The following is a 14647-nucleotide window of genomic DNA, read 5'->3' as shown; positions in this document are numbered from 1 at the left end:
GTGATTTATACATTTGTAGATCTTATTTTAGTAATACTGGTTTAATTAGATATTTGTTATAATTAATACTAATAAATTTAGATTGTCTATTTGGATAAGTATTGTGAAACACCAACTTAAATGGATGGCATGGGAGACAACTAGACGTTGTAATCTTAAGTGCGTGCATTGCCGTTCATCTTCAGAATGTGAGGTGCTTGGTCACCCTGATTTTTCTACCGAAGAAGGTTTTAGAATCATTGATAATATAGTCGAGTTTGCTAATCCCGTATTAGTATTATCAGGAGGAGAGCCACTTTTAAGAGCAGATATCTTTGAGCTAGCAGAATATGGAGCGAGTAAAGGTTTGCGTATGGCTTTAGCTACCAATGGTTCATTAGTTACAGATGGAATTTGTGAGAAAATCAAAAACTCAAGTGTAAGTATAGTATCTCTAAGTATAGATGGTGCTACAGCCCAAACACATGATGATTTTCGTAGCCAAAAGGGTGCGTTTGAAGCAACTGTAAATGCTGCGAAATTATTTAAAAAGCATGGTATACCATTTTTGATAAACTCATCATTTACCAAGCGTAATCAACATGAGATTAAAGATGTTTATAAGCTTGCAAAAACTCTTGAAGCTACGGCATGGTATTTGTTTATGATAGTACCGACAGGGCGTGGCGAAGAGCTTATGCAAGAGTTGATAGATGTTGATGATTATCAAGATATTTTAAATTGGCACTATGATATGGAAGCCGATGAGCAAGATATGCTTGTACGTCCAACTTGTGCACCACATTATTATCGTATTCGTTTTGAGCGTAATAAAGAAGATAATGCAAAGGTTTGCTCACGTGCTCTTAGCTTTGGTACTGGTGGTGGTAAAGGTTGCATAGCTGGGCAAAGTATATGCCTACTAGATGTTGATGGTAATGTCTATCCATGTAGCTACCTACCTGTAAGCGCGGGAAATGTTAAAGAGAAATCATTTGCAGACATTTGGCAAAACAGTGATGTAATGCACGATATGCGTGATTTTAGTGCTTATGAGGGTAAATGTGGCTCATGTGAGTTTATCAAGATATGTGGTGGTTGTAGAGCTAGAGCCTATAATATTCACGGTAGCTATTTAGCAGAAGAGCCGTTTTGTAATCACATGCCAATTAGAATGAAATAATGAGTAAGAATAATTTTATTATAGATATTACTGTCTTTCTAAGCCAACTACATCACTCATATTAACAATTTCAATAACTTTTTCTTTTGGAGTAGGCTTGATTATATGCTTGTTTGCTTCTGGAGGCACATCAGTAAAATTCATAGCATTTAGATCATAACTGATATATCCTTCGTTAATACCTGCTGCATAAACTCCAGTAGGGCTATTACCTTGATATGCTGCAATATCTTTATATGAGACTATTAGGTTTTTTAGATCTTTAATAGTAGTCCATAAAGTCATAGAAACCTCATATGGTGGTACAGCGACATTATTAATAATTGATGAAGCATGGAAACAAGCTTCTCTATTTGATTGAGGCTCAGGAACTAACTGTGACAGAATGTAAGCTCTTACAAACCTAGATACTCCACTGAAGTCTCCAGGCATACCTATCAATTGAGCAACCTCAGGACGAGAACTTGAAACAGTATCTTTATAGTTTATTGTTTTATCAGAAAATTGACTATTGCTACCTTCAAATGGTTCTAATAAAGATTTATATTCTTTGATATTCTCTAAATGCCAATCATAAGTAGGTGCGTTAGTTAAAATATTGCCTTTGTTTTCGTATACTTTAACTTCACCATCAACAAACTCTACAACTGCAGTATTACCTTTTGAGTCCCTTAAACTAAAATGTATAGGGATATTTTTCACAAAAGTTCCAGGCTTGAGTTCTAATGCTCCACCAACTAACTGGTGTTCCGCTATAAGCTTTAGAGCCTCTGGAACATCTTTTGCCATAGATAGCAAAAAATTACCTATATAATAGACAGATAAAACCTTTCTTTTATCTTCTGGGTTAAAAGTAGGATGCTTTGTAACATCTAAATATAAGAAACTAAATGATAAGCCTTGAGTGTTTAATCCATCTGTAAGACATTTATCAAAGGCTAATCTACCAAAAAAACCGTAGCGAGTCTTCCAACTAGTTAATTGAGAATCAGGTATTTTATCAGCATCAATAACTATGTCCATGGTATTATCAATACCTACATAACTTATACAATTTTGAAAAGCTATATTCATTGGGAAATCCATAGATCTAGCTTCTACTTTATACTCATTCTTATTTATAAAAACATTTGTACACACAGCTATCTCCTTTTTTATTTGATTACTAATGCTATACTTTATAATATCAACACTACATTATTATGGAGTTTAAAACAATGACTCAACAATTTAATAAAATAATTTTATATCGCATGGTAACACCTGAGAAAACTTGTCCGTATGGTCTAAAGGCGAAAGCCCTTTTTGAAGAAAAAGGCTGGGGTTTTGAAGACCATATTTTAGAAACTAGAACTGAAACAGATGCTTTTAAACAAAAATATAACTTAGAAACTACACCTTTAATCTTTATCGATGGTAAACAAATCGGTGGCTATAGTGATCTAGTAGAATTTTTGGGTGAAAAATGAAAGATCAATTAAAGTGTTTTGTATATGAAACAAAAGTTTTACCTGAGCATATAGATCCAAATAATCATCTAAATAACATTGTATATCTGCAATGGATGCAGGATATTGCAATTGCTCATGTCAAAGCTAATGGTGTATTTGATATCACAGAAGCAAATGGTCTAACATGGTTTGCAAAAAAGCATACAATAGAATATTTAGCTCAAGGGTTCTTAGGTGATGATATTGTGGTTGTTACATGGGTAGAGAGTATCACAAAGATTTCTACATTTAGGAAGTATCATATTTATAGAAAGTCAAATAAAGCTCTTCTGTGTAAAGCAGATACCCTTTGGGTAATGGTAAATGCACAAAAGGGTAGACCTGCAAAAATTCCTGCTGAACTAGTAGAAATTTTTAATAAATATAATGATTTTGAAACTGATAATATCGAAAATCTTTTTTAATTTTTCTCAAAATAGAGAATTCGCTATAGATTATTGTTAGTATAGTTGTATAAGTGTGCTGATATATTTAATTTAGTAGAGTTTAGTTTTGTTAAATTTTTCAGAGAAAGAGTTAAGGTATTTATTAGAAAACACTCCTGATGGAATCCATATTATCGATCAAAAAGGTGATCTTGTATTTTTTAGTAAGTCTTTTATGAATAGACCTCTTGCGAAATACTAATTATTCACCATATATATAGAAAGATTGCTTAAGAGATCCATAAAAATGCAAATAAGCTACGCAATATTGTCAAAGAAAGCCAGAATATTTAGAAAACTAACAGGTTTAAAACTAAAACATTTCAATAAAATCTTAACCGATGCCTCAAAATCCTTAGATGAAGGATTTCCAAGGATTGGCAGAAAGCCAAAAGTTGATAATCATGCAGATAGATTATTGTTAGTTTTAATATATTATCGTTGCTATATGACACAAGAATTTTTAGGCTACTTGATAGGATTAGATGAATCAAATGTAAATCGCCTAATTAGACGAGTAGAGTTACTACTAGTTAAAGAAATACATATAAAAAAAGATAGAAGCATGACTAATCAAAAAGTAGAAAGACTTTTAATAGATGCAACAGAACAGCCAATCCAGAGACCTAAGAAATTAAAACGAAGAAAGGCTAACTATTCAGGGAAGAAAAAAAGCCATACACAGAAAGTAGAAATAGCTATCAGTGAAGCAGGTCAAATAGTTAATGTTTCGAAGGTTTATCCAGGCAGTGTTCATGATATAACTGTTCGCAGAAAATCAGATAAATTAGCTCGTGATGTTGATAAATATTGTGACAATGGCTACCAAGGTATTCAAAATGAATCTACTAAAGTAAAACTCCCCTATAAAAAGCCCAAAGGAGGTTCTTTAAGTATAGAGCAGAAGAATTATAATAAATGGCTTAGTAAGATTAGGATTTATGTTGAGCATAAAATTGCAGAAATTAAAAAGTTTCGTATACTGGGTGAAACCTATAGAAGTTTTGGTAAAAAAGCTAATCTTAGGTTTAATTTAGTGGCTGGAATAGTTAATTTACAAAACGGATTCTAAAAAGAAAATACCTACTTAGAAATAAAATGCCTCTGAAGTAGTATTTCGCAAGAGGTCTAATAATCTTGGTTATAACCAAGATGAAATGTTAGGTTTAAATGTAGTTGATTGGGATCCTTTTGCTCTTCATACTCAGCTTAGCTCTTTAATTTTGGATTTAATTGATAATCCAGAGATATTTACTTCAAAACATTTAAAAAAAGATGGCTCATTAATAGATGTTGAGATAAATGCTAAAGGTGTTGTTATCGATAATAAGAGATATCTTTTTGCTTCTCAAAGAACTATTAAAGCAAGAAATACAACACAAGTAGATTTAGCCAATAAACTCTTAGTAAGAGAAAAGGCAAAGTATAAAACTATCTTGGAATTAGCATCAGATGGTGTTTTCATTATGGATTTTGAGGGTAGACTTCTTGAGTATAGTAAAAAAGCCCAAGATCTTTTAGGATATTCTGATAGTGAGATGGTGGATTTAAGTGTTTTTGATTGGGATAAAAATATTACTAAAGAAGAGTATGCTCAGATAATCTTAGCACTTAAAAAAGGACCTATTGAAATAGAAAGAATACATACTAGAAAAGATGGTTCTAAATATATTGCTTTTATAACTGCAAATATTATTAATATTAAAGATCAAGAATTACTTTATGCTTCAGCTAGAGACATAACTCAACAGAAAGAAAGCCAAAGAATAATTATAGAACAGAATGAGCAATTAGAAGCTATATTTCAAACTGCTTTAGGTGGGATTAGCTTGTTGAGCCTAGATGGTAAATATGAGTTTGTTAATAATAAATATTGTGAAATGTTAGAATACTCTAGTAAAGAAATATTAGATAAAAGCACATTTGATTTCACAGATAAAGAATATTTAGCTGAATATAAACATGTACTTAAAGAGGTAACTGAAAAATCTATATATGAGGATTTTGAAAGAGTTTGTATAACCAAATCAGGTAAGCTAAAAAGACTAAGATCATCAATTGCTTTAATGCCAAATAATAGACAGTTATTAATGACAACAGTTGATAATACAGATCTTTTTAATGCCATGAGTATCATTAGAAAACAAACATATACAGATGATTTAACAAAACTTGATAATAAAAGATCGTATAATAATCATATTAAAGAAAATCTAAGACTATATGAAAGATATGAAATGCCATTTTCTATGATTATCTTTGATATAGATTTCTTCAAGAAAGTTAATGATAATTATGGACATCTTGTTGGCGATAAAGTACTTAAAGAACTTGGTAGTTTAGTCTCATCTAATATTCGTGGAACTGATACGGCATTTAGGATTGGCGGTGAGGAGTTCGCTTTAATTTTAAAAAATACTTCTTTAAATAATGCGGTTATCGTAGCAGAAAAACTTAGAACTATTGTTGAACAAGATTTAGATACTATCAAAGGTCAAACTATAACTATAAGTTTAGGTGTCACACAAGTCATAATAGGTGATACTACTGATAGTATTTATACAAGAGCTGATACTTGCCTGTATACTGCAAAAAAACATGGTAGAAATTGTGTTATAGCATCTGACTAAAATTGTAGTCAGTAATAAAATCTAATCTGTATCTGAGTACAACGATATAATTATCTAAAATCTTATGTTTTATAAAGATTAATTAAGCCTAAATAATAGTTTACATTTAACTGTAAAAAATATAACTTTAAATTATGATAGTACATTATATTTTGAATAAAAATGTCTAGAGATCTAAATCTTGCAATACTTGAAACATCAAGCTTGGAAGTTCGAGATAAACTAAGTGAATTTAGTATCAAAGAATTTTCAAAAACAAACGCTTTTTTTTCTAGAGAATTTGAAAATATTGACGCTTTTGTCATTGATTATAACTATAATGCTAGTGATTTGAGTGCTTTTGAGGTTGTCGAGATTATTAAAAAGATACGCTCAAGTGTGTATACATATCTAAAACCTATATTTTGCAATAGCTGCGAATATGTAGACTATACGATGGAAAAATTTTCAACTACTGATGAGCTGATAAAATTTGTTGAAACAATTAACCATGAGATTGATAATATAATTAAAATTATCCGAAATATTAATGACATATCAAATGGTTGGCAAACTCGACTTTTAATATATCTGTGTACGCGAAAATCTATTAGAGGTTTAATTCCTCATAAGAATAAATCTAGAAATACATGTTATAGCTATCCTACTTTAGATATGTTTTCTCAAGATGATGAGTTTGATTATTATGAATGGATAAAGGAGCTTAAGGATCAAAATATCCTTAAAGCTAAAAAGCTCATAAAATCATTTTTCTATTGTTCTAACTGTCCATCTTCACATGTTTTATTTTCAAAAAGATGCCCCGAGTGCCATAGCGAGGATATTATAGTAGGTGCTGATAGTAAGCAACCGGATAATTATTCTTGTAGAGAATGCGAAAGTATTTTTGTCGAGCCAGAAGTTGTTAATGAATGTGTTGACTGTGGTACGATAACGTTTTTAGAACAAATGCGTAAGCAAAATATTTTTGAATACGTGCTTACTACAAAGGCTGAGCAAAATATAAAAACTACTATATTACAAGATCCAATATCTGTGTATGACGATATAGATTATACTATTCCAGAGTTTTTTTATAGCTTTGTTGATTGGGCATACTCTATGCAAAAAAGAAATCCTGAATATGAATTTTCTTTGATGCATATTAATATATTTGATTATATAGGTACTAATGATATTGAGGCAATATCCAAAGCTTTAAAAAGTATATTACGCAAGACCGATTTGTTAACTAAAGTTTCACCGCATGATATATGGTTGTGGTTACCAAATACTTCTCTTGAAGGAGCTGAGGTTGTTGTAAAAATGATCAAAGATGCACATTTATCAGAGAAAGATACAGTTGAGGATCTAGTTGAGATTAATGTTTTTCACTCTAAATCGTTAGAGGACTTCTCTTCGGCAGAGAGATTCTTACAAGGACTGTCAGCGAAAGAATAAATCTATTTGCTCTTTATTCTTATGGATAAGTGTATAATCGATCTAGAGATGCTTCGTCTAGTATGCAGCTTTTTATAGAGTTAATGAATAACCATAATTGAAAAATTATCTTATGTTTAGTGTAAAATCTATTGTCTACTTTATCTACTGAAACTATAATCAAAATAGTTACATTTTAAGTCTATCACATATATTTTAAATTTTCACAAAAGATTTTTTATAGTGTATAAGTAAATATACAAGTGGGCTAAATTCTTTAATCATAGAGATTAGCTGTAGGTTAAATCAATTAATTTAGAGGAGGATTGTTATGAGTAAATCAATAGTCACAGAGGGAATGGCAAATATAATAAGTATAGACTTAAACCAATCTATGAACAACCTTAAATAGACCTCTTGCGAAATACTACTTCAGAGGCATTTTATTTCTAAGTAGGTATTTTCTTTTTAGAATCCGTTTTGTAAATTAACTATTCCAGCCACTAAATTAAACCTAAGATTAGCTTTTTTACCAAAACTTCTATAGGTTTCACCCAGTATACGAAACTTTTTAATTTCTGCAATTTTATGCTCAACATAAATCCTAATCTTACTAAGCCATTTATTATAATTCTTCTGCTCTATACTTAAAGAACCTCCTTTGGGCTTTTTATAGGGGAGTTTTACTTTAGTAGATTCATTTTGAATACCTTGGTAGCCATTGTCACAATATTTATCAACATCACGAGCTAATTTATCTGATTTTCTGCGAACAGTTATATCATGAACACTGCCTGGATAAACCTTCGAAACATTAACTATTTGACCTGCTTCACTGATAGCTATTTCTACTTTCTGTGTATGGCTTTTTTTCTTCCCTGAATAGTTAGCCTTTCTTCGTTTTAATTTCTTAGGTCTCTGGATTGGCTGTTCTGTTGCATCTATTAAAAGTCTTTCTACTTTTTGATTAGTCATGCTTCTATCTTTTTTTATATGTATTTCTTTAACTAGTAGTAACTCTACTCGTCTAATTAGGCGATTTACATTTGATTCATCTAATCCTATCAAGTAGCCTAAAAATTCTTGTGTCATATAGCAACGATAATATATTAAAACTAACAATAATCTATCTGCATGATTATCAACTTTTGGCTTTCTGCCAATCCTTGGAAATCCTTCATCTAAGGATTTTGAGGCATCGGTTAAGATTTTATTGAAATGTTTTAGTTTTAAACCTGTTAGTTTTCTAAATATTCTGGCTTTCTTTGACAATATTGCGTAGCTTATTTGCATTTTTATGGATCTCTTAAGCAATCTTTCTATATATATGGTGAATAATTAGTATTTCGCAAGAGGTCTAATATAAACTAACCACTTTTAAGCTTGATAGCGGACTTCTTAAAGAATTCTCTGATAAACTTCTTAAAAAACCAAAGCCACATTTTGATGTTGCTGATTTTAAGGAATATTTATTAAATAATAGTATATTATTCGATGATTTATCTAGTGAAGATGTAACTAAGTTAATAATTAGTTATCAAAGAGAAAAAGATAGTAGATTATAAGTAAAAGAAAATTATTTTTTATCATTTTTAATTATTTCAACAGGGCCATGATCATCACAGTGGTCGCCATGAGGATGGTGTAATCTGCCATCAACAATATAGTCTACATGATCGCCATGAGGTACAGCCTCATGTCCACAGTCTGGACCATGAACATGGTCACAGCAATCATCTTTAACAGGTTTGCAACCATCTGGATTCTTTTCAGAAACTTCTAAAGTATGCTCATCATAGTGATCTTCATGTTTATGGTGTAAATGTCCATCATGTAAGTAATCATAATGATCGCCATGTTTTATCTTTGTATGGCCACAACCATCTTTATGTTCATGGTCATGATTTTTATGTGTTTTACATTTGCTCATAAAATTTCTCCTTTTTATTAAAAAACTTATATGTCTAGTACTATTCTAACAGTTTTTGTCTCAAACCTTCAAATAAATAGATAGTTGCTGCTTGAGCAACATTTAAAGACTCAATATCACTGAGAGTTGGAATCATAGTTTTTTTACCTATTGAGAAGTCTTGGATACCATTAGCTTCTTCACCAAAAACTAATATACTATCTTTTAGTTTAAATTTGTCATCATAACAAGATATTCCTTCATGAGGAGTTGTTAACCATATTTGATGATTTTCAAGTTTTGAGATATTTTTTAGTTCTTTGAGATCCTCAATATAGCTAAAGGTTAAGCTAAACTGAGCTCCCATTCCTGCTCGGATTGCTTTAGGGTTAAAAGGATCAACTGTACCATTTATTAAAACTATTTCTTTTAATCCAACTGCTATTGCTGTGCGAAGTATTGTACCAATATTTCCTGGATCTTGGATTCTATCTAATACTAATATGAAATCATCATCAAACTTAAGATCATTAAAATCTTTCTTATAAGCTAATATTAGAATTCCTTGTGAATTTTGCGTTTGTGAGAGCTCGCTAATATCTTTTTCAGAAACAATATATTTCTTGTTTATTGGGTATAGGCTGCTATCTGAGTTTTCAGTTATTATTATCGTGTGTATATCTGAAGAGGGGAGCCTTTGAATAGCTTCTTGGCAGCATCTGAGTCCTTCTATAATATAGTAGGGAGATTTTTTTCTACCTTGGGATGTGTGGAGTTTCTTTATTTCTTTTTGTAGCTTTTGTGTAATAGTTTTCATTAATTATTATTTTAGTATAAGTTACTGCTTATATTTTATGTATTTTTGATATACAAGGAAAGACATGTTATGTTAAAAGCTATTAATAATAAAATATAAAATTCTATGCAAAGAGAAAAAGGAGCATATGCTCCAGTATTTTATCCAGCGATTATTTTAGCATCTATATTAGCATTACTAGGTATCATCTTTCCAAAAGACTTCGCTAACTATATGTCTATTGTTCAAAATCTTATTTTAGAGAAATTTGGTTGGGCATATATTTTAGCAATGAGTATTTTTGTTTGTTTATGTTTAGTTTTGATGTTTAGCAGATTTGGAGATATTAAGCTTGGTCAAGAGCATGATTTACCTGAGTATAATAATATCTCTTGGTTTGCAATGCTTTTTGCAGCAGGTATGGGTATTGGATTGATGTTTTATGGTGTTGCAGAACCTCTAAAGCATTTTTTATCACCTCCAAATGCTTCAAGTGAGCAGTTAGAAGTAGTTAAACAAGCAATGAATACTACATTTTTTCACTGGGGCATAGAAGCTTGGTCTGTATATGTGATAGTAGGTTTGTCTTTAGCTTATTTTGCTTATAGGCATGATTTACCATTATTACCTCGTTCAGTACTTTACCCGATCTTGGGCGATAAAATTTATGGTTCCATAGGGCATGCAATAGATATTTTTGCAATACTAGGAACATTATTTGGTGTCGCTACTTCACTTGGCTTTGGAGCTATGCAAGTAAGCTCAGGAATGAGTTTTTTAACAGGGCTTCCAGACACTATAAATATGCAAGTGATTTATATTGTATTTATTGTTGCATTGGCTACACTATCAGTGGCATTAGGACTTGATAAAGGTATTAAAATTTTAAGTAATTTTAATATAGTTCTAGCATTATTCTTATTAGCCTTTATATTATTTCTTGGTAATACAACAGGGTTAATACAAGATTATGTCCAAAATGTAGGTTATTACCTAAGTACTCTTGTTAATCAGACATTTAATTTATATGCCTATAATAAAGAAAGTCATGAGTGGTTAAAAGATTGGACTTTATTCTACTGGGGCTGGTGGATAGCTTGGTCTCCTTTTGTAGGAATGTTTATTGCGAAAGTTTCAAAAGGTAGAACAATTAGACAATTTACGTTAGGTGTTTTATTTATACCAACTGGGTTTACATTTTTATGGATGACAGTGTTTGGTAATTCAGCTATTGATATAGCTATGAATAGTAATGCTCAGAATCTTATAAATGCAGCTAATAATAATATCCCAGTGGCTCTTTTTGAATTTTTTCAGCATTTTCCTTTTTCTATAATACTTTCAATTATAGCTGTGTTTTTGATAGTTACCTTTTTTGTGACATCTGCAGATAGTGGAGCTCTAGTTATAGATATCTTAGCAACAGGAAATGCTAAAAAATCAATAACTATGCATCGTATAGCGTGGTCTGTGTTAAGTGGACTTTTAGCAATTTCACTTATTTTGGCTGGAGGTTTAGAAGCCTTACAGTCAGCAACTATAATTAGTGCATTTCCTTTATTGTTTATTTTGTTTTTAATGTGCTTTTCGCTAGTAAAATCATTAAGGCTAGATTATCTAAGGATTAAAAGTATCGAAACGCACTCTACAGTTGTACAGTATGTAAAAGCAAATACATCTTGGCAAAAAAGACTAGAAGCCATAGCTTATAAACCATCTAAGGATCAAGCGATAGATTTTTTACAAAAAGATGTTACTACCGCAGTAATAGAAGTAGCTGATGAAATGGAAAAAAATGGTATAGATACTGAGGTGCTTAGAGATCATGATCATGTCCAGCTAACTATTTCTATTGAGGATAATGAAGATTTTGTATATAGTGTTATGCTTAGAGCTTATCAGTCAAAAGTTGGTACATATAATAGAGTAGAAGTTCTATTAAGTCATGGTGGGCAATATTATGACATTATGGGATATTCAAAAGACCAAGTGATTGCTGATATTGTTAATCAATATGATAAGCATTTACATTATTTGCATCTAGCGGTAGCTGATAAGGATATTATTAATTAAGAGCAATGTAACTAAGGTTTAGTATCCAAGCAAAGCTTATCCATAAAAGATAAGGAATAAGTAAGTATCCAGCAACTTTGCTTATGTTACTAAATATCCTAATATTCCAAGCAACAAATATCCATAAGACAGACATTTCTAATAGTGCTAAATCTATTTGCTGCCAGCAAAAAAATATAAAACTCCATAAGAAGTTAAGACCTAACTGGATAGCATAAACAATAAAGGCTTTTTCTTTAAGTTGGCCTTTTAAAAATACTAACCAACCAGAGATAGCAATCATAATATATAAAATGCTCCATACAGGTGCAAATATCCAATTAGGAGGCGCAAAAGAAGGACTATTTAGATAAGCAAACCAGGTTGGTATATTATGAGCTGTTAAGGCTCCAACCAACATACCAACACCTAAAATTACAACTATAAATATAACTAATGATAAATAGTTTTTAAGTTTTATATTATTATTCATTTTTTACTCCATATATTCGCTAGAAAATATCTTTTAATATCATATAAATATTGTAGATTAGAATATACTTTTGCAAAAGTTTGTATGATAATTATTAACAATATTTAATAGATGATTAGAGGTGTTAGGGTGCTTAAAACAAAAAGTTTAACTCCAAAAGAGTACGAAGTTATAATAAATAAAGATACTGAGCAACCATTTACAGGTAGATATAACGATTTAGATGAAAAGGGTGTATATATCTGTAGAAATTGTGGAACACCGTTATTTAAAGCAGATAGTAAATTTATTTCAACTTGTGGTTGGCCTAGCTATGATATTCATATAGATAATAATGTCAAAGAACTTCCTGATGCAGATGGTCGAAGAACCGAAATACTATGTAATACCTGTGAAGGACATTTAGGGCATATTTTTCATGGTGAAGGTTATACAAAATTAAATACGCGCTATTGTGTGAATTCAGCATCAGTTGATTTTATAGCGAGTGAAAATTTTGGTGAGACTGAAGAAATAATTGTTGCAGCTGGATGTTTTTGGGGTGTTGAGTATTACATGAAAAAACTTGATGGCGTATTATTTGCTGAATCAGGATATTGTGGTGGAGATCAGCCATATCCAAACTATAAAGATGTATGTAATGGTGATACAGGGTATCTAGAAGTTGTTAGAATAATCTTTGATAAGACAAAATTATCATTAGAAAATCTTTTAAAATACTTTTTTGAGATTCATGATTTTCAACAAACTGATGGACAAGGTCCTGATATTGGTGAGCAATATAAGTCTGCAATATTCTATTATGAAGATGATCAAAAGCAAATTGCAGAAAGCATAAAAGATTCTTTAATTAATAAAGGATACAAGGTAGCTACTGAGATTAAAGAAATGAGCTCTTTTTATGTGGCAGAAGATTATCATCTAGATTATTATATGAAGCAAGGATCTTTACCATACTGTCATACGCGTAGAAAAATATTTTAATTAAGCTTTTACTGGAAATAGCTTATTTTTAATCATCATAAAAATAAGTATAGAGAAAATTATAAATCCTAACTGTTGCATTGGAATATCTACCATTAAATCTGAGATAGATAAAAAACTCAGAAAGAATCCAGCAAAACCAGCAGCTACAAATCTTGTTAGTCTTACAATAGCATTTCCAGCACCAAAGCCTTCTTTTAATAAATCAATTGCTTTAGTTGTTGTGATAAGGTTTATCAAAGAAAAACTAGCTGTTGCAAACGCATTTAAAACAATGAAAATGTAAATATTATTAAAGAGTACTGAAGCTATGATATTTGCTATTATGATTGCAATAGCAGATGCATAGCCAACAAATATAAAATATCTTTGGTTAGATGAAGTTATTTTTTTCTTTATGTAATAGCTAGCGAATAAAATACCACAAATATTCAAGCCAAAAAGAATACAATATTGGGTATATCCAAGTTTATAGTATTCTATAATTAAGTTAGATGATGAGCTAATAAAGCTAAATAGTGCTCCAAAACAAAGTCCTCCGACTAAAGATGCTGCTATAAAAGGCATGTTTATTAAATGTTTAAAGTAAACTTTGAAACTAGATAGTAAACTTTTTGACTTATTATGTGATAGCAGTGTTTCAGGAATTATAAATGTAATTATAAGTAGTATAATTCCATAAATAGTTAAAAAATGGAATATATCTTGCCAGCTTCCAGTTGTATAAATAATAACACTTCCAATAATTGGTGCGACAATAGGAGCTATCATAAAGACCATAACCATTGTTGCCATCATCTTTATTAGCTTTTGTCCTCTGTAGCAGTCTTTTAGGATCGCTGCAGCAGCTACAGCTGCGGGAGAATCGCCTAAACCTTGTACAAATCGCATAAATATTAATGTATTAAAATCGTGGGTGAATGAGCATAAAATGGTACTTAAAACATATATAAGCATACCTATTATAAGTATATTTTTACGCCCAAATCGGTCTGATAAAGCTCCCCAAAAAAACATCCCAACGCCAAAACCAATAAGGTAAGTTGAGACAGTAATGGATAAAATACTTACATCTACTTGAAAAAAATCACTGATGTTACCAAAAGCAGGAATGTAAGTATCAATAGCAAAAGGAGGTAAAGCAACAAATATAACCACAAAGAAAACAAGGTATTTACTACCTTTTCTTACTTGAAACATTCTAGAACTTATCTTTATAAATTTATTAGGAGATATATTTTAACAAATAAAATTACTTTATAGATT

General features: G+C 30.7%; 15 protein-coding genes. 9 read left to right on the top strand and 6 right to left on the bottom strand.

Annotation, left to right across the window (positions count from 1 at the left end):
- The first annotated feature begins 103 nt into the window (after nucleotides 1-103).
- The gene (locus F7310_RS06085; RefSeq protein WP_072712527.1) at nucleotides 104-1162 is read left to right on the top strand and encodes a radical SAM/SPASM domain-containing protein; all 1059 of its coding nucleotides are present in this window, start codon (nucleotides 104-106) and stop codon (nucleotides 1160-1162) included.
- A 27-nt stretch (nucleotides 1163-1189) separates the two neighbouring features.
- Here F7310_RS06085 and F7310_RS06080 read toward each other — a convergent pair whose 3' ends face one another.
- Entirely contained in the window at nucleotides 1190-2302 is a 1113-nt protein-coding gene (locus F7310_RS06080) for a linear amide C-N hydrolase (protein WP_072712525.1), read from the bottom strand.
- Nucleotides 2303-2379: 77 nt separating this feature from the next.
- Here F7310_RS06080 and F7310_RS06075 point away from each other — a divergent pair, with 77 nt between their 5' ends.
- The 6 genes from F7310_RS06075 to F7310_RS06055 all read left to right on the top strand — a co-directional run bounded on the left by F7310_RS06075 (nucleotide 2380) and on the right by F7310_RS06055 (nucleotide 7168).
- Entirely contained in the window at nucleotides 2380-2631 is a 252-nt protein-coding gene (locus F7310_RS06075; protein WP_072712523.1) for a glutaredoxin domain-containing protein, read from the top strand.
- Nucleotides 2628-3077 carry an acyl-CoA thioesterase gene (locus tag F7310_RS06070; protein ID WP_072712522.1) on the top strand — a complete coding sequence of 150 codons (450 nt, stop codon included), beginning with the start codon at nucleotides 2628-2630 and terminating at the stop codon, nucleotides 3075-3077. Before F7310_RS06075 ends, F7310_RS06070 begins: the two co-directional genes overlap by 4 nt.
- Nucleotides 3078-3165: 88 nt before the next feature.
- The gene (locus F7310_RS10795; RefSeq protein WP_257786348.1) at nucleotides 3166-3300 is read left to right on the top strand and encodes a PAS domain-containing protein; all 135 of its coding nucleotides are present in this window, start codon (nucleotides 3166-3168) and stop codon (nucleotides 3298-3300) included.
- Nucleotides 3301-3345: 45 nt separating this feature from the next.
- The gene (locus F7310_RS06065) at nucleotides 3346-4170 is read left to right on the top strand and encodes a transposase family protein (protein ID WP_072711046.1); all 825 of its coding nucleotides are present in this window, start codon (nucleotides 3346-3348) and stop codon (nucleotides 4168-4170) included.
- 85 nt (nucleotides 4171-4255) lie between these two features.
- Nucleotides 4256-5728: a sensor domain-containing diguanylate cyclase gene (locus F7310_RS06060; protein WP_072712520.1), complete on the top strand. Its 1473-nt coding sequence runs from the start codon at nucleotides 4256-4258 to the stop codon at nucleotides 5726-5728.
- Nucleotides 5729-5890: 162 nt separating this feature from the next.
- Complete coding sequence (locus tag F7310_RS06055) at nucleotides 5891-7168, top strand: TackOD1 domain-containing metal-binding protein (RefSeq protein ID WP_072712519.1); 1278 nt, start codon at nucleotides 5891-5893, stop codon at nucleotides 7166-7168.
- A 447-nt stretch (nucleotides 7169-7615) separates the two neighbouring features.
- On the opposite strand, the gene F7310_RS06050 is transcribed toward F7310_RS06055, so the two are convergent.
- The 3 genes from F7310_RS06050 to F7310_RS06040 all read right to left on the bottom strand — a co-directional run bounded on the left by F7310_RS06050 (nucleotide 7616) and on the right by F7310_RS06040 (nucleotide 9873).
- The gene (locus F7310_RS06050) at nucleotides 7616-8440 is read right to left on the bottom strand and encodes a transposase family protein (protein WP_072711046.1); all 825 of its coding nucleotides are present in this window, start codon (nucleotides 8438-8440) and stop codon (nucleotides 7616-7618) included.
- A gap of 283 nt (nucleotides 8441-8723) precedes the next feature.
- Entirely contained in the window at nucleotides 8724-9077 is a 354-nt protein-coding gene (locus F7310_RS06045; RefSeq protein ID WP_072712518.1) for a hypothetical protein, read from the bottom strand.
- A gap of 40 nt (nucleotides 9078-9117) precedes the next feature.
- Nucleotides 9118-9873, bottom strand: a complete 756-nt coding sequence (locus F7310_RS06040) for a TrmH family RNA methyltransferase (protein ID WP_072712516.1) — start codon at nucleotides 9871-9873, stop codon at nucleotides 9118-9120.
- Nucleotides 9874-9978: 105 nt separating this feature from the next.
- On the opposite strand from F7310_RS06040, the gene F7310_RS06035 reads away from it, so the two are divergent.
- Nucleotides 9979-11925 (top strand): BCCT family transporter, encoded by a 1947-nt coding sequence (locus tag F7310_RS06035; protein ID WP_072712515.1) that lies wholly within the window; start codon nucleotides 9979-9981, stop codon nucleotides 11923-11925.
- Here F7310_RS06035 and F7310_RS06030 read toward each other — a convergent pair.
- Nucleotides 11918-12397 carry a TspO/MBR family protein gene (locus F7310_RS06030; protein ID WP_072712513.1) on the bottom strand — a complete coding sequence of 160 codons (480 nt, stop codon included), beginning with the start codon at nucleotides 12395-12397 and terminating at the stop codon, nucleotides 11918-11920. The two genes, F7310_RS06035 and F7310_RS06030, sit on opposite strands and share 8 nt — an antisense overlap.
- A 129-nt stretch (nucleotides 12398-12526) precedes the next feature.
- Here F7310_RS06030 and F7310_RS06025 point away from each other — a divergent pair, with 129 nt between their 5' ends.
- Nucleotides 12527-13381 (top strand): bifunctional methionine sulfoxide reductase B/A protein, encoded by an 855-nt coding sequence (locus tag F7310_RS06025; protein WP_072713551.1) that lies wholly within the window; start codon nucleotides 12527-12529, stop codon nucleotides 13379-13381.
- Here F7310_RS06025 and F7310_RS06020 read toward each other — a convergent pair whose 3' ends face one another.
- Complete coding sequence (locus F7310_RS06020; RefSeq protein WP_072712511.1) at nucleotides 13382-14581, bottom strand: multidrug effflux MFS transporter; 1200 nt, start codon at nucleotides 14579-14581, stop codon at nucleotides 13382-13384.
- Nucleotides 14582-14647 lie beyond the last annotated feature (66 nt).

Origin of the sequence: Francisella uliginis, from assembly GCF_001895265.1 — a bacterium.
In the GTDB taxonomy this organism is placed as follows: domain Bacteria; phylum Pseudomonadota; class Gammaproteobacteria; order Francisellales; family Francisellaceae; genus Francisella; species Francisella uliginis.
The sequence above is the reverse complement of the archived record's forward strand: the minus strand, read 5'-3'. Positions and strand labels throughout refer to the sequence as shown.

What these genes read in the sequence shown, in the direction of transcription:
- F7310_RS06075 (WP_072712523.1), top strand. Translation starts at nt 2,380, where the DNA reads ATGACTCAACAATTTAATAAAATAATTTTATATCGCATGGTAACACCT.
- F7310_RS06070 (WP_072712522.1), top strand. Translation starts at nt 2,628, where the DNA reads ATGAAAGATCAATTAAAGTGTTTTGTATATGAAACAAAAGTTTTACCT.
- F7310_RS06065 (WP_072711046.1), top strand. Translation starts at nt 3,346, where the DNA reads ATGCAAATAAGCTACGCAATATTGTCAAAGAAAGCCAGAATATTTAGA.
- F7310_RS06060 (WP_072712520.1), top strand. Translation starts at nt 4,256, where the DNA reads ATGTTAGGTTTAAATGTAGTTGATTGGGATCCTTTTGCTCTTCATACT.
- F7310_RS06055 (WP_072712519.1), top strand. Translation starts at nt 5,891, where the DNA reads ATGTCTAGAGATCTAAATCTTGCAATACTTGAAACATCAAGCTTGGAA.
- F7310_RS06050 (WP_072711046.1), bottom strand. Translation starts at nt 8,440, where the DNA reads ATGCAAATAAGCTACGCAATATTGTCAAAGAAAGCCAGAATATTTAGA.
- F7310_RS06045 (WP_072712518.1), bottom strand. Translation starts at nt 9,077, where the DNA reads ATGAGCAAATGTAAAACACATAAAAATCATGACCATGAACATAAAGAT.
- F7310_RS06040 (WP_072712516.1), bottom strand. Translation starts at nt 9,873, where the DNA reads ATGAAAACTATTACACAAAAGCTACAAAAAGAAATAAAGAAACTCCAC.
- F7310_RS06035 (WP_072712515.1), top strand. Translation starts at nt 9,979, where the DNA reads ATGCAAAGAGAAAAAGGAGCATATGCTCCAGTATTTTATCCAGCGATT.
- F7310_RS06030 (WP_072712513.1), bottom strand. Translation starts at nt 12,397, where the DNA reads ATGAATAATAATATAAAACTTAAAAACTATTTATCATTAGTTATATTT.
- F7310_RS06020 (WP_072712511.1), bottom strand. Translation starts at nt 14,581, where the DNA reads ATGTTTCAAGTAAGAAAAGGTAGTAAATACCTTGTTTTCTTTGTGGTT.